General features: G+C 67.7%; 17 protein-coding genes and 1 pseudogene. 9 read left to right on the forward strand and 9 right to left on the reverse strand.

The window, feature by feature from the left end:
• Nucleotides 1-28 precede the first annotated feature (28 nt).
• From DIE22_RS32005 to DIE22_RS32020, 4 genes are read right to left on the reverse strand one after another with little or no spacing between them, the layout of a single operon-like run.
• Nucleotides 29-685: a methionine ABC transporter permease gene (locus DIE22_RS32005; RefSeq protein ID WP_124606930.1), complete on the reverse strand. Its 657-nt coding sequence runs from the start codon at nucleotides 683-685 to the stop codon at nucleotides 29-31.
• Complete coding sequence (locus tag DIE22_RS32010; RefSeq protein ID WP_124606931.1) at nucleotides 678-1856, reverse strand: methionine ABC transporter ATP-binding protein; 1179 nt, start codon at nucleotides 1854-1856, stop codon at nucleotides 678-680. Before DIE22_RS32010 ends, DIE22_RS32005 begins: the two co-directional genes overlap by 8 nt.
• A 12-nt stretch (nucleotides 1857-1868) precedes the next feature.
• The gene (locus tag DIE22_RS32015; RefSeq protein WP_124606932.1) at nucleotides 1869-3290 is read right to left on the reverse strand and encodes an LLM class flavin-dependent oxidoreductase; all 1422 of its coding nucleotides are present in this window, start codon (nucleotides 3288-3290) and stop codon (nucleotides 1869-1871) included.
• A gap of 10 nt (nucleotides 3291-3300) precedes the next feature.
• Nucleotides 3301-4161: a MetQ/NlpA family ABC transporter substrate-binding protein gene (locus DIE22_RS32020; RefSeq protein WP_124606933.1), complete on the reverse strand. Its 861-nt coding sequence runs from the start codon at nucleotides 4159-4161 to the stop codon at nucleotides 3301-3303.
• A 420-nt stretch (nucleotides 4162-4581) separates the two neighbouring features.
• On the opposite strand from DIE22_RS32020, the gene DIE22_RS32025 reads away from it, so the two are divergent.
• From DIE22_RS32025 to DIE22_RS32050, 7 genes and pseudogenes are all read left to right on the forward strand, one after another.
• The gene (locus tag DIE22_RS32025; RefSeq protein WP_124497179.1) at nucleotides 4582-5946 is read left to right on the forward strand and encodes a 2-hydroxycarboxylate transporter family protein; all 1365 of its coding nucleotides are present in this window, start codon (nucleotides 4582-4584) and stop codon (nucleotides 5944-5946) included.
• 145 nt (nucleotides 5947-6091) lie between these two features.
• Nucleotides 6092-7987: an ATP-binding protein gene (locus tag DIE22_RS32030; protein ID WP_124606934.1), complete on the forward strand. Its 1896-nt coding sequence runs from the start codon at nucleotides 6092-6094 to the stop codon at nucleotides 7985-7987.
• The gene (locus DIE22_RS32035; protein ID WP_124606935.1) at nucleotides 7977-9338 is read left to right on the forward strand and encodes a sigma-54 dependent transcriptional regulator; all 1362 of its coding nucleotides are present in this window, start codon (nucleotides 7977-7979) and stop codon (nucleotides 9336-9338) included. The genes DIE22_RS32030 and DIE22_RS32035 overlap by 11 nt, the downstream gene beginning before the upstream one ends.
• Before the next feature lie 25 nt (nucleotides 9339-9363).
• Nucleotides 9364-9705: a DUF3579 domain-containing protein gene (locus tag DIE22_RS32040; protein WP_124606936.1), complete on the forward strand. Its 342-nt coding sequence runs from the start codon at nucleotides 9364-9366 to the stop codon at nucleotides 9703-9705.
• Between the two features lie 110 nt (nucleotides 9706-9815).
• Nucleotides 9816-9965 (forward strand): annotated as a pseudogene (locus tag DIE22_RS39035) (IS5/IS1182 family transposase); the annotation flags it as partial.
• A 265-nt stretch (nucleotides 9966-10230) separates the two neighbouring features.
• Nucleotides 10231-10560 (forward strand): DUF6616 family protein, encoded by a 330-nt coding sequence (locus tag DIE22_RS32045; RefSeq protein ID WP_311767437.1) that lies wholly within the window; start codon nucleotides 10231-10233, stop codon nucleotides 10558-10560.
• Nucleotides 10561-10745: 185 nt separating this feature from the next.
• A complete protein-coding gene (locus DIE22_RS32050) occupies nucleotides 10746-11597 on the forward strand; it encodes an alpha/beta fold hydrolase (protein ID WP_124606937.1) in 852 nt (283 codons plus the stop codon).
• A gap of 94 nt (nucleotides 11598-11691) precedes the next feature.
• Here the strand turns inward: DIE22_RS32050 and DIE22_RS32055 are convergent, their stop codons facing one another.
• Entirely contained in the window at nucleotides 11692-12132 is a 441-nt protein-coding gene (locus tag DIE22_RS32055; protein WP_124606938.1) for a PACE efflux transporter, read from the reverse strand.
• Between the two features lie 98 nt (nucleotides 12133-12230).
• On the opposite strand from DIE22_RS32055, the gene DIE22_RS32060 reads away from it, so the two are divergent.
• Nucleotides 12231-13121 carry a LysR family transcriptional regulator gene (locus tag DIE22_RS32060; protein WP_124606939.1) on the forward strand — a complete coding sequence of 297 codons (891 nt, stop codon included), beginning with the start codon at nucleotides 12231-12233 and terminating at the stop codon, nucleotides 13119-13121.
• Between the two features lie 192 nt (nucleotides 13122-13313).
• On the opposite strand, the gene opcM is transcribed toward DIE22_RS32060, so the two are convergent.
• Genes opcM through DIE22_RS32080 form a run of 4 tightly spaced genes read right to left on the reverse strand, consistent with a single transcriptional unit; the run spans nucleotide 13314 to nucleotide 20248 of the window.
• Complete coding sequence (opcM, locus tag DIE22_RS32065) at nucleotides 13314-14855, reverse strand: multidrug efflux transporter outer membrane subunit OpcM (RefSeq protein ID WP_124497187.1); 1542 nt, start codon at nucleotides 14853-14855, stop codon at nucleotides 13314-13316.
• A gap of 10 nt (nucleotides 14856-14865) precedes the next feature.
• Complete coding sequence (ceoB, locus tag DIE22_RS32070) at nucleotides 14866-18081, reverse strand: multidrug efflux RND transporter permease subunit CeoB (protein ID WP_124497188.1); 3216 nt, start codon at nucleotides 18079-18081, stop codon at nucleotides 14866-14868.
• 45 nt (nucleotides 18082-18126) lie between these two features.
• Nucleotides 18127-19356 (reverse strand): multidrug efflux RND transporter periplasmic adaptor subunit CeoA, encoded by a 1230-nt coding sequence (ceoA, locus tag DIE22_RS32075; RefSeq protein ID WP_124606940.1) that lies wholly within the window; start codon nucleotides 19354-19356, stop codon nucleotides 18127-18129.
• A gap of 31 nt (nucleotides 19357-19387) precedes the next feature.
• Nucleotides 19388-20248 carry an alpha/beta hydrolase gene (locus DIE22_RS32080; protein ID WP_124497190.1) on the reverse strand — a complete coding sequence of 287 codons (861 nt, stop codon included), beginning with the start codon at nucleotides 20246-20248 and terminating at the stop codon, nucleotides 19388-19390.
• 173 nt (nucleotides 20249-20421) lie between these two features.
• Here DIE22_RS32080 and ceoR point away from each other — a divergent pair, with 173 nt between their 5' ends.
• Nucleotides 20422-21426, forward strand: coding sequence for a putative multidrug efflux transcriptional regulator CeoR (gene ceoR, locus DIE22_RS32085; protein ID WP_124497191.1), 1005 nt, complete (start codon nucleotides 20422-20424; stop codon nucleotides 21424-21426).
• Nucleotides 21427-21463: the final 37 nt, after the last annotated feature.

Raw genomic sequence — 21463 nt, forward strand, 5'->3', positions numbered from 1 at the left:
TGAAAAGAGCCGGCGCTCGTGGCGCCGCTCAGGTACGCCGGGTCACGTGTCGGACCAGGCGGTCGCCCGTGATTTGCACGGCCGAAACGAGTGCGATCAGGATCACGATCACGGTCGCCATCACGGTGGTGTCGAAGCGCTGGTAGCCGTAACGGATCGCTAGATCGCCGAGCCCGCCCGCACCGACAGCGCCCGCCATCGCGGTCGAGCCGATCAGCGCGACGACGGTGATCGTGAAGCCGCCGAGCATGCCGGGCAACGCCTCCGGCAGCAGCACGTGCCATACGATGTGGCGGCGTTTCGCGCCCATCGCGAGCGCGGCCTCGATCAGCCCGCGATCGACTTCGCGCAGGCTCACTTCGGCAATCCGCGCGAAGAACGGGATCGCGGCGATCGACAGCGGCACGACGGCCGCCCACACGCCGATCGTCGTGCCGATCAGCACGCGCGTGAACGGCAGCAACGCGACGAGCAGGATGATGAACGGCGTCGAGCGGAACACGTTGACGAGCGCGCCGAGCACGGCGTTCACGCCGCGCCGCTCGTAGATGCCGCCGGGCGCGGTGGTCACGAGGATCACCGCGAGCGGGACCCCGATCAACGCCGCAACCGCGGCCGACGCGGCGACCATCGACAGCGTGTCGCGAATCGCGTCGAGCAGTTCGGGCCACCAGAACTCAAACATAGCCGAGCACCTCCGCGTGGTTCGCATGCCGGCGCGCGCGTTCGAGCAACGCGGCGACCGCGCCGCCTCGCGCCAGCGACAGCCCGGGTTCATTCGCGCGCGGCGACGCAGCGATCACGAGGCGCCCCTGCGCATGCCCCTGGATCCGCTCGATCCCGCCATGCAGGAATCGCACCGAGCCGCCGAGCGCCGCCGCGAGCGCGCCGACGTCCGGCTCGCCGCCGCTTTCGCCCGTATAGCGGACGTCGAGCACGACCTGGGCGCCGTCGGGCAGCGCGGCCAGCTCGGGCAACGGCTGCACGCGCGCGGCCAGTTCGGCCGGCAGGTCGTGCACGAGCGTGCTGAGCAGCGCGCGCGTCGCGCCGTGGCGCGGATCGCCGAACACGCGCCACACCGGGCCCGTTTCGACGACCTCGCCCTGCTCGATCACCGCGACCGTGTCGCACACCGCGCGGATCACTTCCATCTCGTGCGTGATCAGCACGATCGTCAGCCCGAGGCGGCGGTTGATGTCGGCGAGCAACGTGAGGATCGACTGCGTCGTCTCGGGATCGAGCGCCGACGTCGCCTCGTCGCACAGCAGCACCTCGGGATCGTGCACGAGCGCGCGGGCAATGCCGACGCGCTGCTTCTGCCCGCCCGACAGGCTCGCCGGATACGCGTCGCGTTTCGCGGCGAGCCCGACGAGTTCGAGCAGCGCCTCGACCTTGCGCACGCGCTCGGCCTTCGGCACGCCGGCGATCTTCAGCGGCAGTGCGACGTTCTCGAACACCGTCTTCGCCGACAGCAGGTTGAAATGCTGGAACACCATCCCGGTACGGCGGCGCAGTGCGACGAGCCCGCCTTCGTCGAGCGCGCCGACGTCGACGCCCTGCACCTGGACGCTGCCCGAACTCGGGCGCTCGAGCCCGTTCACGAGCCGCAGCAGCGTCGACTTGCCGGCGCCGCTGCGGCCGATGATCCCGAACACCTCGCCGCGCCGCACATCGAGCGTCACGTCGCGCAGCGCGGCGGCCTGGCCGCGCGGCGTCGCGAATACCTTGCCGACGTGTGCGAACGACACGGCGGCGCCGGCGGCCGGCGCGGCCGCTTCGTCAAGTGCCTCCGCACCGGCGCCGGCCCGCACGACCGATGCCTCGATGAAACCCAGCGTATCGAACAGTTGCGTCATCGCTTCGCTCCGTCACGTTGCATGCGCGGGATGCGCGGGTTCCGTTGCCGGCACGGCGGCCGGCCGGTGCTGCGCGCCCGTATGCCAGGCCGGCAGCCGCGCACCGGCGCCGAACAGCTTCTCGCGCAGCGTCGGCGCGGGATCGTAGTCTTCCTTGTAGACGCCGCGGTTCTGCAGTTCGGGCACGACCCAGTCGACGAAATCCTCGAACGACTCGGGCATCACCGTGCGCGTCAGGTTGAAGCCGTCGATGCCCGTCTCGTCGATCCACGACTGCAACTCGTCCGCAACCTGCGACGGCGAGCCGACGATCGGCGCATAGCGGCCGCCGAGCGCCATCTGTTCGAGCATCCGGCGCACGGTCCACGTGCCGGTCGCGCTCTTGCGCGAGATCGCGTCGACCGCCGACTGGATCGAATCGGTCTTCACGTACGAGATCGGCTCGTCGAGGCCGTACTTCGCGAAGTCGATGCCGGTCGAGCTCGCGAAATGCGCGAGGCCGGCTTCCGGGCTCGCATAGCGCCGGTATTCGTCGAACATCTCGCGCGCGAGCCGTTCGGTCTCGGCGGTCACGACGCTCACGCCGGCGAAGATCCTGATCGATGCCGGGTCGCGCCCCAGCCGTGCGGCGGCCGCGCGGATATCGAGCACGGCCGCGCGCGCGGCGGCCTTGCTCTGCCCGTTCACGAACACGCACTCCGCATGCCGCCCCGCGAACTCGACGCCGCGCGCGGACGAGCCGGCCTGGTACAGCACCGGCGTGCGCTGCAGCGACGGCTCGCTCAGGTGGATCGCGTCGACCGAATAGAACGGCCCGTCGTGCTTCACGCGCCGCACCTTGCCGGGCTGCGCGAACACGCGCGCCTGCGCGTCGCGGATCACCGCGTCGTCGTCCCAGCTCTGTTCCCACAGCTTGTAGACGACGTCCATGTAGTCGTCCGCGCGTTCGTAGCGGTCGTCGTGGCCGATCTGCCGCGCGAGGCCCATTCCGCGCGCGGCGCTGTCGAGATAGCCGGTCACGATGTTCCAGCCGACGCGCCCCTTCGTCAGGTGATCGAGCGTCGACATGCGGCGCGCGAACAGGTACGGCGGTTCGTAGGTCAGGTTCGCGGTCACGCCGAAGCCGAGATGCCGCGTGACCTGCGCCATCGCGGGCACGAGCAGCAGCGGATCGTTGACGGGCACCTGCACCGATTCGCGCAGCGCGGCGTCCGGGCCGCCGCCGAACACGTCGTACACGCCGACGATGTCCGCGAGAAAGATCCCGTCGAACTTGCCGCGTTCGAGCGTCTTCGCGAGATCGGCCCAGTAGTCGAGATCGGTGTAGTGCGCGGAGCGGTCGCGCGGATGCGTCCACAGCCCGTGGTTGATGTGCCCGACGCAATTCATGTTGAACGCGTTGAGCAGGATCTTCTTGCGGTTGGCCGTCGTCATGTCGCCCCCGTCACCACGCGATCGCGTACAGCGAGCCGAACGCGTTGTCGAGCGCCTTGCGCACCGCGGGCGAATGCTGGTAGATCGCGATGAACTTGCGGATGCGCGGATCGTTCACGCTCTCGGGGCGCACGACCCACTGGATCGCGAAGTTCTTGTTCTCGGTGCCGTCGAACAGCAGCGCGCTGTTCGGGTCGGTCGTGCCGGCGAGCTTGATGAAGCTCGGATAGCCCTGCGCGAGGTCGACGTCGTCGAGCGAGCGCGCGAGCTGCGACGCCTCGAGCGCGATGATCTTCAGGTGCTTCGGGTTGGACACGATGTCGCGCGTCGTCGCGCGATAGTCGGCGCCCGGCTTCAGCGTGATCAGCCCCGCGCGCTGCAGCAGCAACAGCCCGCGCCCGCCGTTCACCGGATCGTTCGCGATCGCCACGCGCGCGCCGTCCTTCAGCTCGTCGAAGCGCTTCACCTTCTTCGAGTAGAGGCCGATCTTCATGATCGTGCCCGGTGCGATCGACACGAAGTCGTAGCCGCCCTGCTTCTTCGCGTTCTCGAGAAACGGGATGTGCTGGAAGTAGTTGACGTCGATGTCCTTGTTCGCGAGCGCCGCGTTCGGCGTATTCCAGTCGGTGAACTCGACGATCCGCACGTCGAGGCCCTGTTCCTTCGCCTCCTTCGCGGCGATCTTCAGTGCTTCGATCTGCGGGCTCGTCGAGAGGCCGACCTTCAGCGGCGCGGTGTCGGCACGCGCGCCGTCCGCGAGCGCGACGCCGAGCGACACCGCCAACAGCGCGGCCGCCAGCAGGCGGGCCGGCCGGATGAGCCGTGCGATGCGGCCGGAGGAAAAGCGGGCGGAAAAAACGGCATGCGGCATGGGAACCACTCTCCTGTCCAAAGACGGTATCGACGGATGAGCGACGCCGCGGCGAACGCGCGGGCGTTCTCCGGACAGTCGTCGCATCGGAAAAGGATCAGCCGATGATAGAGAGCGGCGGGAGGGTGGTCTACGAAGCGATTGTGCGAAGAAAATCGCGCGCGGCGATATGGCGCGCGATCAGGGCCGGCCAAGCATCCGGCCGGCTGCGTGGCCGAGATCTCGGCCTCCGCGCCGGGCGGATTCCGAAATCTCGGCCAGCCCGCGGCGGCAACCCTTTCAACAGACGAAATAAATCCCTTATGAATCAATGAACTAAGAATATTCCGGCCGGCCAGGATTCCTGGCACGGGGGTTGCGTAATAGACGGCACACGATGCCGCGAAGCAATGCAGGCATTCCAACATCAGGAGACACGTCTTGCAGACCTCTATCGATACCCAATCCCGTCCGGAGGCAATTGCCGAAGCCGGTCCCGCCACGCGCGAACGCTTCTGGCCGGAAGGCTGGTGGAAGCTGATGGAAATCCGCATCGGCATCATCCCGCTGCCGGTCTACGTGATCCTGTTCGGCCTGATCGTCGGTTTCGCGGTCACGGGCAAGGTGCCCGGCGAAATCTCGATGGCGATCGCCGTGCTCGCGTTCTTCGGCTTCACGTGCGCGGAACTCGGCAAGCGCCTGCCGCTGCTGCGCAACATCGGCGCGGCCGCGATCTTCGCGACCTTCGTGCCGTCGGCGCTCACCTACTACCACGTGCTGCCGAAGCCGGTGCTGAACCTGACGGTCGAGTTCACGAAGTCGACGAACTTCCTGTACCTGTTCATCGCGTCGATCATCGTCGGCAGCATCCTGAGCATGGACCGGCGCGTGCTGATCCAGGGCTTCGTGAAGATCTTCATCCCGCTCGCCGCCGGTTCGGTCGCGGCCGCGATCGTCGGCACGGCCGTCGGCACCGCGCTCGGCCTCGGCGCGCGCCACACGCTGCTGTACATCGTCGTGCCGATCATGGCGGGCGGTGTCGGCGAAGGCGCGATTCCGCTGTCGATCGGCTATTCGGAACTGATGCACCTGCCGCAGGGCGAGATGTTCGCGATGGTGCTGCCGCCGGTGATGCTCGGCAGCCTGACCGCGATCATCCTGTCGGGCGCGCTCGACATGATCGGCAAGCGCCTGCCGCACCTGACCGGCAACGGTCGCCTGCAGGTCGGCGAATCGGGCGACATGACGCCCGAGAACGAGGAAATCCGCGGCCACGTCGACGTCACGCACATCGCGGGCGCCGGCATCACGGCGATCACGCTGTACCTCGTCGGCCTGATGGCCCACAAGCTGTTCGGCCTGCCCGCGCCGGTCGCGATGCTGTTCCTCGCGGTGCTGGTGAAGCTCGCGCGCGCGGTGTCGCCGCCGCTGCAGGAAGGCGCGTTCGTCGTCTACAAGTTCTTCTCGACCGCCGTCACGTATCCGCTGCTGTTCGCGATCGGCGTCGCGATGACGCCGTGGGACAAGCTGACCGCCGCCTTCACGATCGTCAACGTCGTCACGATCGTGTCGACCGTCGCGACGCTGATGGGCACCGGTTTCGTGGTCGGCCGCCTGCTGAAGATGTACCCTATCGACACCGCAATCGTGAACGCCTGCCACAGCGGGCAAGGCGGCACCGGCGACGTCGCGATCCTGACCGCCGCGAACCGGATGCAGCTGATGCCGTTCGCGCAGATCGCGACCCGCATCGGCGGCGCGATCGTCGTCACGGTGACGCTGATCCTGGTCGCGCACTTCGGATAAGGCGCGGCCGCGCGCACCGTCGCGCAGGCTGCTTCGCACGCGCCGCCGCCGGCCCTGCCGGCGCGCGGCGCGCGTCGTTCCAGCGTGGTGATTGCGGAGGGCCGGTTGCGGAGGGCCGGTTGCGGACGACCGGTGGCGGGCTTCGATGAGGGCGAACGTGCAGAAGAGCTTCAAGGGAATCCCGTGGTGGGGCTGGGCGTCGGCCGCCGTGCTGTATGTCGGCGTGGCGGGCGCGGCCGTCGATTTCGCGTGGGAACGCGCGATCGACGCGCTCGAGGAAACCGGCGCGCACCGGCTCGACCTGTATGCGTCGAGCCTGAAGAGCGAGCTCGGCCGCTTCGAGATCCTGCCCGGCCTGGTCGCCCGCCAGGACGGCGTGCGCGCGCTGCTGAAGGCCGCGCCGCAGGACCGGCCCGCGCTCGCGCACACGGTCAACACCTATCTCGAGGCCGTGAACCGCGACGCGGGCAGCGGCGCCGTCGACGTGATCGACCTGCGCGGCGAAGTGATCGCCGCCAGCAACTGGAACGAGACGATCAGCTTCGTCGGCACCAACGTGTCGTACCGGCCGTACTTCAAGGATGCCTTGGCACACGGCAGCGGCCGCTTCTTCGGGATCGGCACCAACACCGGCGTGCCCGGCGTCTACTTCGCGAGTGCGGTGCGCGACGACGGCGTGCCGATCGGCGCGGCGGCCGTGAAGATCAGCGTCGACCCGCTCGAATCCGCATGGCGTGCGCCGGGCGTCGCCGCGATGGTGGTCGACGGCAACGGCGTGGTCGTGATCTCGACCGAGCCGGCGTGGAAATTCACCGCGCTGCGCCCGATCACCGCGCAGCAGCAGCGCGACATCCAGGCGTCGCGGCAATACGCGGGCCGCACGGTCGACGTGCTGCCGTACCGCCACATCGGCGACCGCAGCGCCGCGGCGTGGTTCGGCACGTTCCCCGATGCGCATCACGCCGGCCGCAACACGCGCTATCTCGTGATGTCGCGTCCCGCCCCGCAGGCCGGCGATTCGCTGATGGTGCTGCTCGACATCGCCAGCGCGCGCCGCCAGCAGCAGACCGCGTTCGTGTTCGTCACCGGCGCGTTCCTGATCGCCGCGCTGCTGGTCGGCTACGCGATCCAGCGCCGCCGGGCGATCGTCGCGCGGCTGAACGCGCAGGACGCGCTGCGTCGCGCGAACGACCGGCTCGAGCTGACCGTCGCGCAGCGCACCGCCGCGCTGACGGCCGCGAACGAGCGGATGCAGCGCGAGATCGTCGAACGCGAACGCACCGAGCAGCGGCTGCGCGATTCGCAGCAGGAAGTCGTGCACGCAGGCAAGCTCGCGGTGCTCGGGCAGATGGCCGCCGGCCTCACGCACGAGCTGAACCAGCCGCTCGTCGCGATCCGCACGCTGTGCGACAACGCGCGCACGTTCTTCGAGCGCGGCCAGCCGGCACCGGCATACGCCAATCTCGAACGGATCGGCAAGCTGGTCGACAGCATGGCCGTGCTCACCGGCGAACTGAAGACCTTCGCGCGCAAGCCCGACGTCGAGCGCGTCGCCGTGTCGCTGAACGAGGCCGTCGCGCATGCGCGGCTCATCTACGAGGCGCGGATCCGCGACGAAGGCGTGCAGCTCGACGTGAACATCGCGCCGGGCACGACGGTGTCCGCCGAATCGAGCCAGTTGCAGCAGGTGATCGTGAACCTGCTCGGCAACGCGCTCGACGCGGTGCACGACGCGCCCGTGCGGCGCATCGTCATCGAAGCGGCCAAAGCCGACGATGCGGACGAAGCCGGCCGCGTGCACTTCACCATCGCCGACAGCGGCGCCGGCATCGCGCCCGAGGTGCTGCCGCACCTGTTCGAGCCGTTCGTCACCACCAAGCCGCGCGGCCAGGGCCTCGGGCTCGGCCTCGCGATCACGTCGCGCATCGTCGAGGCGTTCGGCGCGAAGATCGCCGCGACGAACCGTGACGCAGGCGGCGCGCAGTTCACAATCGAATTCGCGGCGGCGACGCCGCAACCAAGGACAGAGCATGGAAGATGAGATTCGCGTGCTGGTCGTCGAGGACGATGAGAACGTCCGGATCGGCGTCGAGCAGGCCGTCGCGCTCGCCGGGTTCCCGGTCGACGCATTCGCGTCCGCCGCCGACGCGCTCACGCACGTCGCGCCCGGCGCGCCCATCGTGATCGTGTCGGACGTGCGGATGCCGGGCATCGACGGGCTGCAGCTGCTCGAACGCGTGATGGCCGTCGATGCGCAGATCCCGGTCGTGCTGATCAGCGGCCATGCCGACATCTCGACGGCCGTCGGCGCGATGCAGGACGGCGCGTACGACTTCATCGAGAAGCCGTTTTCGTCGGACGTGATCGCCGGCCGCGTCGCGCGTGCGGTCGAGAAGCGCCGGCTCACGCTCGAGGTGCAGGGGCTGCGCGCGGCGCTCGACAACTGGCAGGGCATCGAGGCGTTCGTGCTCGGCAAGTCGCCCGCGATGGCCGACGTGCGCAAGAAGATCCTGCGTCTCGCCGATACCTCGGTGTCGGTGCTGATCACCGGCGAGACGGGCACCGGCAAGGAGCTGATCGCGCGCAGCCTGCACGACTTCGGCGGCCGGCGCGACGCGCATTTCGTCGCGCTGAACTGCGGCGGCCTGCCCGAGCAGGTATTCGAGAGCGAGCTGTTCGGCCATGAGGCCGGCGCGTTCACCGGCGCGATCAAGAAGCGCATCGGCAAGATCGAATGGGCGCACGGCGGCACGCTGTTCCTCGACGAGATCGAGACGATGCCGATTCCGCTGCAGATCAAGATGCTGCGCGTGCTGCAGGAGCGCGTGGTCGAGCGGCTCGGCGCGAACGAGCTGATTCCGGTCGACTGCCGCGTCGTCGCCGCGTCGAAGGCCGATCTCGCCGAACTCGCGGCCGACGGGCGCTTCCGCGCGGACTTGCTGTATCGGCTCAACGTCGCGCAGATCGAGCTGCCGCCGCTGCGCGAACGGCGCGAGGACGTGCCGCTGCTGTTCGAGCATTTCGTGCTCGCGGCCGCGCGGCGCTTCGGGCAGCCGGCGCCGATCGTCACGGCTGCGCAGGTATCCGAACTGATGACGCACGCGTGGCCCGGCAACGTGCGCGAACTGCAGAACGTGGCCGACCGCTTCGTGCTCGGCCTGACCGGCGACAGCCTGCTGTCGTCCGGCGGCGCGCCCGCGGCGGGCGGCACGCTCGCGGAGCAGCTCGCGTATTTCGAGCGGATGCTGATCGAGGACATGCTGCGGTGTCACAACGGCAACGTGGCGGAAGCAAGCGTTGCGCTCGGCATGCCGAAGAAGACGCTCTATCACAAGCTGCGCAACCTGCGGATTCCCGCGCGCGGCGACGCGGCGGCCGACGGCGGCGAATGACGCGAACGAGGATACGCACCCCAGCATGGATCGCATCGACATTGCCGAACTTGGCCGCCTCATTGGCCAACCCCGCGGCCACCTGATCCGCGGCATCACGCGCGCGCAGAAGACCTTCCGCCCCAGCGACTGGCCCGAGCGGCTCGCCGGCGTCATCACGCTGTTCGTCGGCGAGCGGCGGCCCGGCTATCCGTGCGCGCTGTCGCGGCTCGCGATGCCGGTCGTCGACGGCGGCGTCAAATGCCTGTTCGTGTCGGACGAATTGCGCACCGTATGCGCGGATGCATTCGACTTCGCGATGCAGTTCGCCGCCGACAACGATCTTGCCGTCGAGCTTCAGAGCGCGCCGGCGCTGGCGGTGCGGTGACGGGCAGGTAGCGCTCGGCGGCTTAGAAAGTCTAACCAAATGAGTGGCGGGGGCTGTTAACCCGCCGCACGCCCTGTTAGCTTCGTCGTTGTTTCGCTGATGAGGAGGTCATCGCAAAACCGATACTCGATGGCGAATTTTGGTCACTGATCCAACCTCTGCCGCCACCGCCGAAGCCACGCCGGACGCGATACCCGGGACGCAAGCCGCTCGACGATCGCGCCGTGCCGATCGGGTCCTATTCGTGCTGCAGTCCGGCATCGCCTGGGAGATGCTTCGGCAGGCCGTGGCGTGCCTCACGGCAGTGGCCTCGGCAAGACCCCGTGGGTCCTGGAGCATCCGTTCGCATATTTGATCAGCACAGCCAGTGGATCGGCAGCTTGTTTGCCAACCTGACATCAAAAGAGCGTGAGCAACTTGCCACGTTGCTGGTGAAAGTCTCGGGCAACACGGGCGTCCAAACCGATACCGAGCTAACGGGGCGTCGGCAACGCAATTGATGGGGAGCTCCGCACGTCGCATTACCTGGTAGAACTTTATTCGCCCTCGCCTGCCTGGGAGATTTTGTCTGACGATAACCGTCGTGTATTCATTGACGGCATTGCCAAAGGCATGACTGAACTCGGTACGCTAGGTATCGAGATGCTGACGTTGAGCGAAATCGACCCCGACGTCCCGCGCTCTACGTATCATCGTTTCGTCGGCATCTGGCGCTTCCCTAACGCGACCGCTCGGGACGCTTTGCTCCAGGGCATCCACGATAGCGGATGGTATCGCTACTTCCATCACGTCAATGCCGCAACGCGGACAGGCGAGCTAGGTGAGCATCTGCATGCGTTGGCGAGCTATCGCTAGGATCTCGAGCTCCGCGTCTGCCATGTAGGCCACGCCATGCGCGGCTGCCGCCCCCACGCTCCGACAGGGGTTTCCGGTGCAGCCATCAATAAAATTGATCGTCACGATGAAAATTATGCGTTTTCCTTGCAGCTTGCCGTGAGGCATAGTTGCGACGTGATGACGCACCCATTGAGTTTTCAGTCATGAACATGCGAATCGAGCCGTCAGTGCTCGCGAACCCCGACCTGCAATTTGCGACGCTTTCGTCAGGCATCAGCCTGCCGTATGTCGAGCGGGGCAGCGGCGCGCCGATGGTGTTCGTGCACGGCTCGCTATGCGACTACCGTTACTGGGATCCGCAACTCGCGTCGCTGTCGGCGCACTACCGCTGCATCGCGCCGAGCCTGAGCCACTACTGGCCGGCCGTCGAAGCCGGCATCCAGGACGAGTTCAGCTGGCAGAACCACGTCGACGAGCTCGCCGAATTCATCGATGCGCTCGATCTCGGCCCCGTGCATCTCGTCGGCCATTCGCGTGGCGGCAGCGTCGCGTTCAACGTCGCGCGCCAGCATCCGCAGCTCGTCGACACGCTCACGCTCGCCGATCCGGGCGGCCCGCTTCAACAGCCCGGCGTGCGCGAAGCCGCGCTGCCGGCCGCCGCGATCGCACTGCGCACGAAGGCCGTGAACCTGATCGGGCAAGGCGAAGTGGAAACCGGCCTCGAGATGTTCGTCGACTCGGTGAGCCTGCCCGGCGCATGGAAGAAGAGCACGTCGCGCTTTCGCACGATGGCGATCGACAATGCGAGCACGCTGCCGAAGCAGCTGCGCGATCCGCTGCCCGCCTATTCGCAGCACACGGCGTCGGATATCGCATGCCGCACGCTGCTGATCGACGGCCAGCGCAGCCCGAAGATGTTCCGCAACAACGTCGACACGCTGTCGCAGTGGATCGGCGATGCACGACGGCAGACCGTCGCCGGTGCGTCGCACGGAATGAACGCGGCGAGCCCCGCGGTGTTCAACCGTTACGTGCACGAGTTCGTCGCCGCGTAACGTTCGCGGGCGGCATGCGTTCCGCCCGTTACTCCCCTTCTCTTTCAAAGCGAAGCGATGCGGGCCATCCCGCATCGCTTCGTTTTCCTATTCGTTACGCGGCCGGTTCGGGCTTGCGCGTCACCGCATCCGGCAACCCGAACACGCTGTCGAACGACCAGTTGTACGCGAACGTGAAGATCGGGAAGAACACGATCAGCACCGCGTCGTACAGGAACGCCTGCAGCAGCGACACGTCGAGCCACCACGCGATCAGCGGGATCAGGAACGTCACGAGCGCGACCTGGAATCCGATCGCGTGCACGACACGCCGCCCGACGGTGCGCGTGGTCTCCGCACGCCGCCGCTCCCACGCCTCGAACCCGACGTTGTAGAAAAAATTGACGATGACGCCCGTCGTCGAGATCATCACGCCGAGCAGGCCGCTCGCCGTCGCGCTCGCGCCACTCAGCATGCCGAGCACCGACGACGCGACGAGGATGCCGAGCACCTCGAACATCACGACGTAGACTATGCGCCTCTTCCATCCTTGCATGACCTGCCACCTTCGTATCGAACAAGGTGGCGAGACTACAGCGGGCCCTTCGCCCGCAAAAGTCAGATCCTTTCAATTTTTCTGACAGGAGGCCGCACGTGCTGACCAGCGACCACATCGACATGCTGCTGACCGTCATCGACAAAGGCTCGTTCTCGGCAGCCGCGCGTGCACTGGGCCGCACGCCGTCGGCCGTCAGCATGGCGATCGCGAACCTCGAGGCCGAACTCGACCTCGTGCTGTTCGATCGCGGCACGCGCGAGCCGACGCCGACCGCCGCGATGGCCGCGCTGCTGCCCGACGCGCGATCGATCGCCGAACGGCTGCAGGCGCTGCGCGCGCATGCGCAGCATCTGTCGGAAGGCGTCGAGGACACGCTGCGGCTCGGTCTCGCGGCCGAGCTCGACGGCGCGCCCGTTGCGCGCGCGCTGACGTCCGTGGCCGCGAAGTATCCGGCGCTCGCGATCAGCATCGTCACCGCGCCGCAGGACGCGATCGTCGACGCCCTGCATCGCGGCGCCGTCGATCTCTGCGTCGCGTACGGCGGGCTCGATCTTCATCCGCAGGAACAGATCCACGCGCTGTGGACCGAGACGCTGATTGCCGTCGCCGCGCCCGGTCATCCGTCGATCGCCGAAGCCGCGCAGCCCGAGGCGATCGAGCGGTTGTCGGGGTTCCGGCAGATCGTGATCGCCGATCCCGGGCGACCGCTCACCGACGTGCGCCCGGTGATCGGCAACCGCACGTGGAAGGTGACCGACATGGCGACCGCGATCGCGCTCGTGAAGGCCGGGCATGGCTGGGCGAATTTTCCCGATTCGCTGATCGGCCGGCATGTCGCCGCCGGCGAGCTCGCGCCGCTCGTGTTCGCGAACATCCGCAACGGGCTGCCACTGCCCGTCTACCTGCGCCGGCCGAAGCACACGGGGCTCGGCAAGGCGGCCGGCGAACTGGTGCGGGCGCTGCGGGCTGAAGGCCACCTAGCTTGATCGGGCGTGCGGCGGGACACGGCCGCACGCTCCGCCCGCCGGTGCCGGGCGAGTTTGACCGTTAGTTGCGATATCAGCTCGACGCACCATGAAAAAACCCCGGTCACGCGGGCCTGAGCCTGCATGCCGGGGTTCTTCGATTCGCGGCCGACGGCCGGGCAACGAATTGCCCGAATCGCCCGCCGCTCACGTTCAGCGCGCAGCCACCTCCGCCTTGCCGGTCGCCGCGTCGCCAACCGCAGCCGGCGCCGGCGCCGGCCCCCACCCGCCGCCCAGCGCCCGGATCAGGTTGACCGTCGATACGGCCTGCGCGCCGGTCAACTGGTTCGCCTGCAATTGCGACTGCAGCACCGACCGCTCGCTGTCGATCACGTCGAGATAGGCCACTTCGCCTTCCTGATACTGCGTACGCGACAGCGTCGCCGCACGGCGCGACGCATTGACCGCCGCATCCTGCGCGCGAATCTGGTCGTCGAGCAGGCGCAGATCGGCGAGGTTGTCCTCGACCTCGCGGAACGCGACGAGCACCTGCTGCCGGTAGTTCGCGACCTGCTCGTCGTACTGCGCGCGCGCCTGCTGCACGCCGGCCGCACGCCGCCCGCCGTCGAACAGCGGCAGCGTCAGCGCGGTGCCGGCGAACGGCCCGAGCAGGAACGTGCGGCTCGACCACAGGAACAGGTTGCCGAGCGTCGACGCCTCATACCCGAACGCGCCCGTGATATCGAGCTTCGGGAAGTACGCCGACTTCGCGAGACCGATCCGCGCATTCGCGGCCGCCATCGCGCGCTCGGCCGCCGACACGTCCGGGCGGCGTTCGAGCAGCGCGGACGGCAGGCCCGCGGGGATCTTCGCCGCGACCGGCACGATCGGCGTCTCCTTGAACGCGAAGTCCGCGGGCGCCTTGCCGAGCAGGATCGCGAGCGCATGCTCGGACGCCGCGCGCCGGCGCGCGACGCCGACCGCATCGGCCTGCGCGCTCGCCAGTTCGTTCTTCGCGCGCGACACGTCGAGCTCGCTGATGTCGCCTTCGTTGAAGCGGCGCTGCACGAGCTTCAGCGCCTGGTCGCGCAGTTCGACCGTGCGGCGGTACAGGTCCTGGTCCGAGTCGAGCTGGCGCAGTTCGAAGTAGTTCTGCGCGACGTCCGCCTGCAGCGCGAGCTGCACCGAGCGGAACAGCGCTTCGCTCTGCGCCTGGTCGGCACGCGACGCCTCGACGTTGCGGCCGACGCGGCCGAACAGGTCGGCCTCGTAGGACACCGTGCCCTGCGCGCGCCAAAGCGTCGCGTTGGTCGGGCCCGTGCCCTGCGGCTGGAACTGCGACGCCGACGACAGCCCCTCGCGCGTCGGCCCGAACCCGGCGCCGATTTGCGGGAACCACTGCGAGCGCGCGGTGCGGGTCGCCGCACGCGCTTCCTCGACACGTGCGGCCGCGGCCTTCAGGTTCTGGTTCGCGGCGAGTGCCTGCGCTTCGAGCGCGTCGAGCACCGGATCGCCGAACACCTTCCACCATTCGCCGCGATGCTCGCCGTCCGCCGGTTCGGCGGTCTTCCACGTGCCGGCCTGTTCGCCGGCCGCGAGCGTCGGCGCTTCCTTGAACGCCGCGGGTGTCGACACATCCGGGCGCTTGTAGTCGGGCCCCACCGCGCACGCGGCGAGCAGGGTCGCGAGCAGGGTGCTCGCGGCCGCCACCTTCGCGAAGCGCATCAGGCCATTCGAGTTGTGCATGTTGTCCATCTTCCTATCCTCAAGCATCCGTAGCCGGCACGCCCGTAGCCGGTACGCCCGTAGCCGACGCGCCATAGCCGGCCGAGTCCTTGCCGGCGACGTGGATCTTGCCGCCCGCCAGCGTGCGCAGCACGACATAGAACACCGGCGTCAGCATCAGCCCGAACAGCGTCACGCCGAGCATCCCGAAGAACACCGCGATACCCATCGCATGCCGCATCTCGGAGCCCGCGCCCGTCGACGTGACGAGCGGCACGACGCCCATGATGAACGCGATCGACGTCATCAGGATCGGGCGCAGCCGCAGGCGGCTCGCCTCGATCGCGGCCTCGAGCGGCGTCCTGCCGTCATGCTCGAGTTCGCGCGCGAATTCGACGATCAGGATCGCGTTCTTCGCCGACAGCCCCACCAGCACCATCAAGCCGATCTGCGTGAAGATGTTGTTGTCGCCCTGCGTGAGCCATACGCCCGTCAACGCCGACAGAATGCTCATCGGCACGATCAGGATCACCGCGAGCGGCAGCGTCAGGCTTTCATACAGCGCGGCGAGCACGAGGAACACGAGCAGCACGCTGATCGGGAACACCCACATCGCCGAATCGCCCGCGAGGATCTGCTGGTACGTGAGGTCGGTCCATTCGAACCGCACGCCGCGCGGCAGCGTTTCATGCGCGATGCGCTCGACCGCGGCCTGCGCCTGACCCGACGAGAAGCCCGGCGCCGGGCCGCCGTTGATGTCGGCCGCCGTGTAGCCGTTGTAGCGCACGACCATTTCCGGGCCGAATGTCGGCGTCACCGTGACCAGCGACGACAGCGGCACCATCTCGCCCTTGTCGTTGCGCGTCTTCAGCTGCAGGATGTCGTCCGCGCGCTGCCGGAACGGCGCGTCGGCCTGCACGCGCACCTGGTACACGCGCCCGAAGCGGTTGAAGTCGTTCACGTACAGCGAGCCGAGATACACCTGCATCGTGTTGAACACGTCGGTGACCGGCACGCCCAACTGCTTCGCCTTCACGCGGTCGAGGTCGACGTTGAGCTGCGGCACGTTGATCTGGTAGCTCGTGAACAACGGGCCCAGTTCCGGCGCCTGCTGCGCGCGCTTGATGAAGTCGTTGGTCGCGTCCGACAGCTTCGCGTAACCGACCGCGCCGCGATCCTCGATCTGCATCTTGAACCCGCCGAGCGTGCCGAGGCCGAGCACCGGCGGCGGCGGGAACACCGCGACGAACGAGTCCTTGATCGCACCGTACTGCTGGTTCAGCGCACCGGCGATCGCACCGGCCGACAGCGCCTTGCCGTGCCGTTCCGAGAACGGCTTCAGCGTGACGAACACGATGCCCGCGCTCGAGCTGTTCGTGAAGCCGTTCACCGACAGCCCCGGGAACGCGACCGCGCTCTCGACGCCCGGCTGCTTCAGCGCGATCGAGCCCATGTCGCGAATCACCTTCTCGGTGCGGTCGAGCGACGCGCCGTTCGGCAGCTGCGCGAACGCGATCAGGTATTCCTTGTCCTGCGCGGGCACGAAGCCGCCCGGCACGACCTTCGACACGAGCACGGTCGCGCCCACCAGCACGAGGTACACGCCGAGCATCAGCGTCTTGCGCGACAGCACGCCGCGCACGCCGCGGCCGTAGTTCTCCGCACCGCGGTGGAACACCTTGTTGAAACGCTTGAAGAAGCCGCCGAGCACGCGGTTCATCACGCGCGTGAGCCAGTCCTCCTTGTCGCCGTGACCCTTCAGCAGGATCGCGGACAGCGCCGGCGACAGCGTCAGCGAGTTGAACGCCGAGATCACCGTCGAGATCGCGATCGTCATCGCGAACTGCTTGTAGAACTGGCCGGTCAGGCCCGACATGAACGCGAGCGGCACGAACACGGCGACGAGCGTCAGCGCGATCGCGATGATCGGCCCGCTCACTTCCTGCATCGCCTTGTAGGTCGCCTGCCGCGCGTTCATCCCGCTTTCGATGTTGCGCTCGACGTTCTCGACGACCACGATCGCATCGTCGACCACGATACCGATCGCGAGCACCATCCCGAACAGCGACAACGCGTTGATCGAGTAGCCGAAGCCGAGCAGCAGCGAGAACGTGCCGACGATCGACACGGGCACCGCGATCAGCGGAATGATCGACGCGCGCCAGGTCTGCAGGAACACGATCACGACGATCACGACCAGCGCGATCGCTTCGAGCAGCGTGTGCACGACGGCCTTGATCGACGAACGCACGAACTGCGTCGGGTCATAGACGATCTTGTAGTCGACGCCCGCCGGCATGTCCTGCTTCAGCTCGGCCATCGTCTTGCGCACTTCGTCGGAGATCTGCAGCGAGTTCGCGCCCGGCGACTGGTTGATCGCCATCGCGACGGCCGGCTTGTTGTCGAGCAGCGAGCGCAGCCCGTACTCGGACGCGTCGAGCTCGATCCGCGCGATGTCGCGCAGGTGCGTGACGCCGCCGTCCGGCGTGGTCTTCACGACGATGTCGCCGAACTCGTCTTCCGTCTGCAGGCGGCCGCGCGCGTTCACCGACAGCTGCAGCGGCGTGCCGGGCAGCGACGGCGACGCGCCGATCACGCCGGCCGCGACCTGCACGTTCTGCTCGCGGATCGCCTGCACGACGTCCTCGGCCGACAGCCCGCGCTGCGCGACCTTCTGCGGATCGAGCCACACGCGCATCGCGTAGTCGCCCGAACCCCACAGCTGCACCTGGCCGACGCCCTGGATCCGCGACAGGCGATCCTTCACGTTGATCAGCGCGTAGTTGCGCAGGTAGGTCATGTCGTAGCGGTTGTCCGGCGAGATCAGGTGGACGACCATCGTCAGCGTCGGCGAGCTCTTCACCGTGGTGATGCCGAGCCGCTGCACGTCTTCCGGCAGGCGCGGCAGCGCCTGGTTCACGCGGTTCTGCACGAGCTGCGTGGCCTTGTCCGGATCGGTGCCGAGCTTGAACGTGACGGTGATCGTCATGTTGCCGTCGCTGTTCGCCTGCGACTGCATGTAGAGCATGTCCTCGACGCCGTTGATCTGCTCCTCGAGCGGCGATGCGACCGTCTCGGCGATCACCTTCGGGTTCGCGCCCGGGTACTGCGCCTTCACGATCACCGAAGGCGGCACGACTTCCGGATACTCCGAAATCGGCAGCAGGAACATCGCGATCACCCCGCCCAGCAGGATGATCACCGATAGCACCCCTGCGAAGATCGGCCGGTCGATAAAGAATTTGGATATGTTCATGGGTTGCTCTGTCTGGTTGAACGCGGAAGCGAAGCGGCGCGCCGCTTACGAATCCGCCTTCGACGATGCGGCCGGCTTCGCGTTGCTCGCGAGCGGCGCGGCGGGCGCCGATGCGGCATCGCCGCCGCCCGTCATCGGGACCATGTGCGGTTTCACCTGTTCGCCGGGGCGCACGCGCTGCGTGCCGTTCACGACCACGCGATCGCCGGCGGCGAGACCGCTCACGATCACGCGCTGGTTGCCGTGCTGCATGCCCTGCTGCACTTCGCGGTACGACACGCGGCCCTGCTGGTCGACGACGAACACGAATTTCTTATCCTGGTCGGTGTTGATCGCCGCGTCGTCGACGAGCAGCGCCGGGTGCGGCGCGCTGCCGCCGACCTTCACGCGTGCATACAGGCCGGGGACGAGTGCGCCGTCCGCGTTGTCGAAGCGCGCACGCACGCGGATCGTGCCCGACGACGTGTCGAGGCGGTTGTCGACCGAGTCGATCTCGCCGCTGCGCGAGTAGCCGGTTTCGTTCGCGAGGCCGAGCTCGACCGGCACCTTGCGGCCGCTGCGCGCGCCGTTGATGTATTGCAGGTAGGTCTGCTCGTCCGCGTCGAACGATGCGTAGATCGGCGACACCGACACGAGCGTGGTGAGCGGCGCGGCCGATGCGCCGGCCGATACGACGTTGCCGAGCGTGATTTCGGCGCGCGACACGCGGCCCGATACGGGCGCCGTGATCCGCGTATAGCCGAGGTTGATGCGTGCCGTTTCCAGCGCGGCGTCGGCCGCCTTCAGGTTCGCGCTCGCCTCGCGCGCGGCGTTCTGCTTCTCGTCGTAGTCGCGCTTCGCGATCGCGTTGTCGCCGATCAGCCGCTGCGCGCGCTGCCAGTCGCTCTGCGCGTAGCCGTTGCGTGCCTGCGCGGCCGCAAGCTGCGCGGCCGCACGGTCGGCTTCGGCCTGATACGGGCGCGGATCGATCACGAACAGCACGTCGCCTTTCTTCACGAGCGCGCCGTCCTTGAAGTTCACCGCGACGATCGTGCCCGACACCTGCGGGCGCACGTCGACCTTCTCGACCGCTTCAAGGCGGCCCGAATAGCTTTGCCAGTCGGTCACGGTCTGCGGCACGACGGTCGCGACATCGACTTCGGGCAACGGCGCCGCCGCTTTCTCGGGCGCGTTCGCGCTGACGCGCATCGCGCCGAACGTGCCGAGGCCGACGACGGTGAGCGTCACGATCGCCGCGGTCGCGATCCGGGAGCGGGAAGTGCGTAGGATGGCCATGTAGATCTCCAGTAAGCGTGGATTGGATTGGTTATTCGTTGCGATTCGGTTGACGCGCCTGGAAGCGGCACTGGAAGAAGCGCACGGCTTCCTCGAGCGCGGCCTCGTGCGTGGCGAGCGCCGCGTGCGTGACGTCCGGGTAGCGGATCACCTGCGTGAGCACGCCCGACGAGATCAGGCAGCCCGCGTATTTCTCCGCTTCGACGTGCAGCACGTCGTTCTGCGCGGTGACGACGAGCGTCGGCGGCAGGCCCGCGAGACGCGCCGATTCGAGCGGCGCCGCATACGGGTGCATGCGCTGCGCCGCCTGGGGCAGATAAGCGCGATAACAGGCCGCGCATTCGCGCGCGGTGATGTCGGATGACAGGCGTTCGGCGTCGCCGATGCGCGTCATGCTCGGGTCGAGCATTGGCCCGAACAGCGCCTGCGCGGCGATCGACACTTCGCCGCGATCGCGTGCGATGAACGCGAGGCAGTTCGCGAGCTGGCCGCCCGCATCGTGCCCCGCGACGCCGATCTTCTTCGGATTGCCGCCGAACGCGCGGGCGCGCGTCGCGGCCCACACGGCCGCGCGATACGCATCCTCCGGCGCGGCCGGAAACGGAAAGGCCGGCGCGAGCGAATAATCGACCGACACTACGAGAGCTGGTAAGCGTTCTGCTAAAAAGCGCGCGGCGAAGTCGGCGTCGTCGAGCGTGCCGCGCACGAAACCGCCGCCGTGGAAGTAAAGCACTACCGGCAGTCCGGTCTTGTCCGCGCGCCGATAGAGGCGCAGCGCGATGTCCTGCGCGTGGCCGGGGATTTCGACCTCCGCGACCGTCAGTGCCGCGCCGGCTCTGGCTTCGGCGGGCAATGCGGCTTTCAGGAATTTGCTGAATTCAGAAGCGTCCATGACGATGCAGCATCCATTTCGAGATGGAACGAATTCTGGATCCGGCAGACATCGGGATAAATGCCTATAATCCGGCAACACAATTCAACGCCCCCGAACAATCCCAGGCTGCGTTCACCCACGAGGTAGCGCAGCCTTGTTGTTCGCGGGCTCATTAGATTGCGGAGGTTGTGATGGACCGGCTTCAGGCCATGCAGGTGTTTACTCGCGTCGTCGATACAAGCAGCTTCACCAAGGCAGCAGAAACGCTCAGCCTGCCGCGGGCGTCCGTCACGACGATCATCCAGAATCTCGAAGCATTCCTCGGCGTGCGCCTGATGCACCGGACCACGCGCCGGCTGTCGCTCACGCCGGACGGCGCCGCGTACTACGAACGGTGCGTGCGGATCCTCGCCGATGTCGAGGAAACCGAAGCAAGCTTCCAGAACAACAACCGGAAGCCGCACGGAAAGTTGCGTATCGACATGCCGGGCTCGATCGGGCGGCTGCTCGTGATTCCGTCGCTGTGCGAATTCCACACGCGCTATCCGGACATCGACCTGCAGCTCGGCCTGTCCGACCGCCCGGTCGACCTGCTGCAGGAGGGCGTCGACTGCGTGATCCGCGTCGGTGCGCTGCAGGACTCGTCGCTCGTCGCGCGCCGCGTCGGCCTGTTCGAAGGCGTGACGGTGGCCGCGCCGTCGTATCTCGAACATCACGGCGAGCCGCAGACGATCGAGGATCTGAACGACCACAAGGCCGTCAACTATTTCTCGAGCCGCACGGGCCGCACGATCGACTGGTCGTTCCTGATCGACGGCAAGGAAACCGAGATCAAGATGAACAGCATCGTGTCGGTCAACGATGCGGATGCGTACGTGACCTGCGGCGTCGAGGGCTTCGGGCTGATCCAGCCGCCGCTGTTCATGGTGCTGCCGCACCTGCGCGAAGGCCGGCTCAAGGAAGTGCTGCCGGGCATCAAGCCGCTGCCGATGCCGATCTCGGTCGTGTACCCGCACAGCCGGCACCTGTCGCCGAAGGTGCGCGTGTTCGTCGACTGGATCGCCGAAGTGTTCGACCGCTGCCCGCTGCTGAGCGGCAAGGGCAGCCTCGACGCGACATGCAGCAAGCGCACGTTCGAGGAAGCCGAGCGCGCGCCGGCGCTCGACACGCCGGTCATCAACGAGTGGGTCGCGTAATCGTCTGAACCGCTGCGCGCGGGCTGTCCGGCCCGCG

Origin of the sequence: Burkholderia sp. Bp9142 (assembly GCF_003853415.1) — a bacterium.
Lineage (GTDB): Bacteria > Pseudomonadota > Gammaproteobacteria > Burkholderiales > Burkholderiaceae > Burkholderia.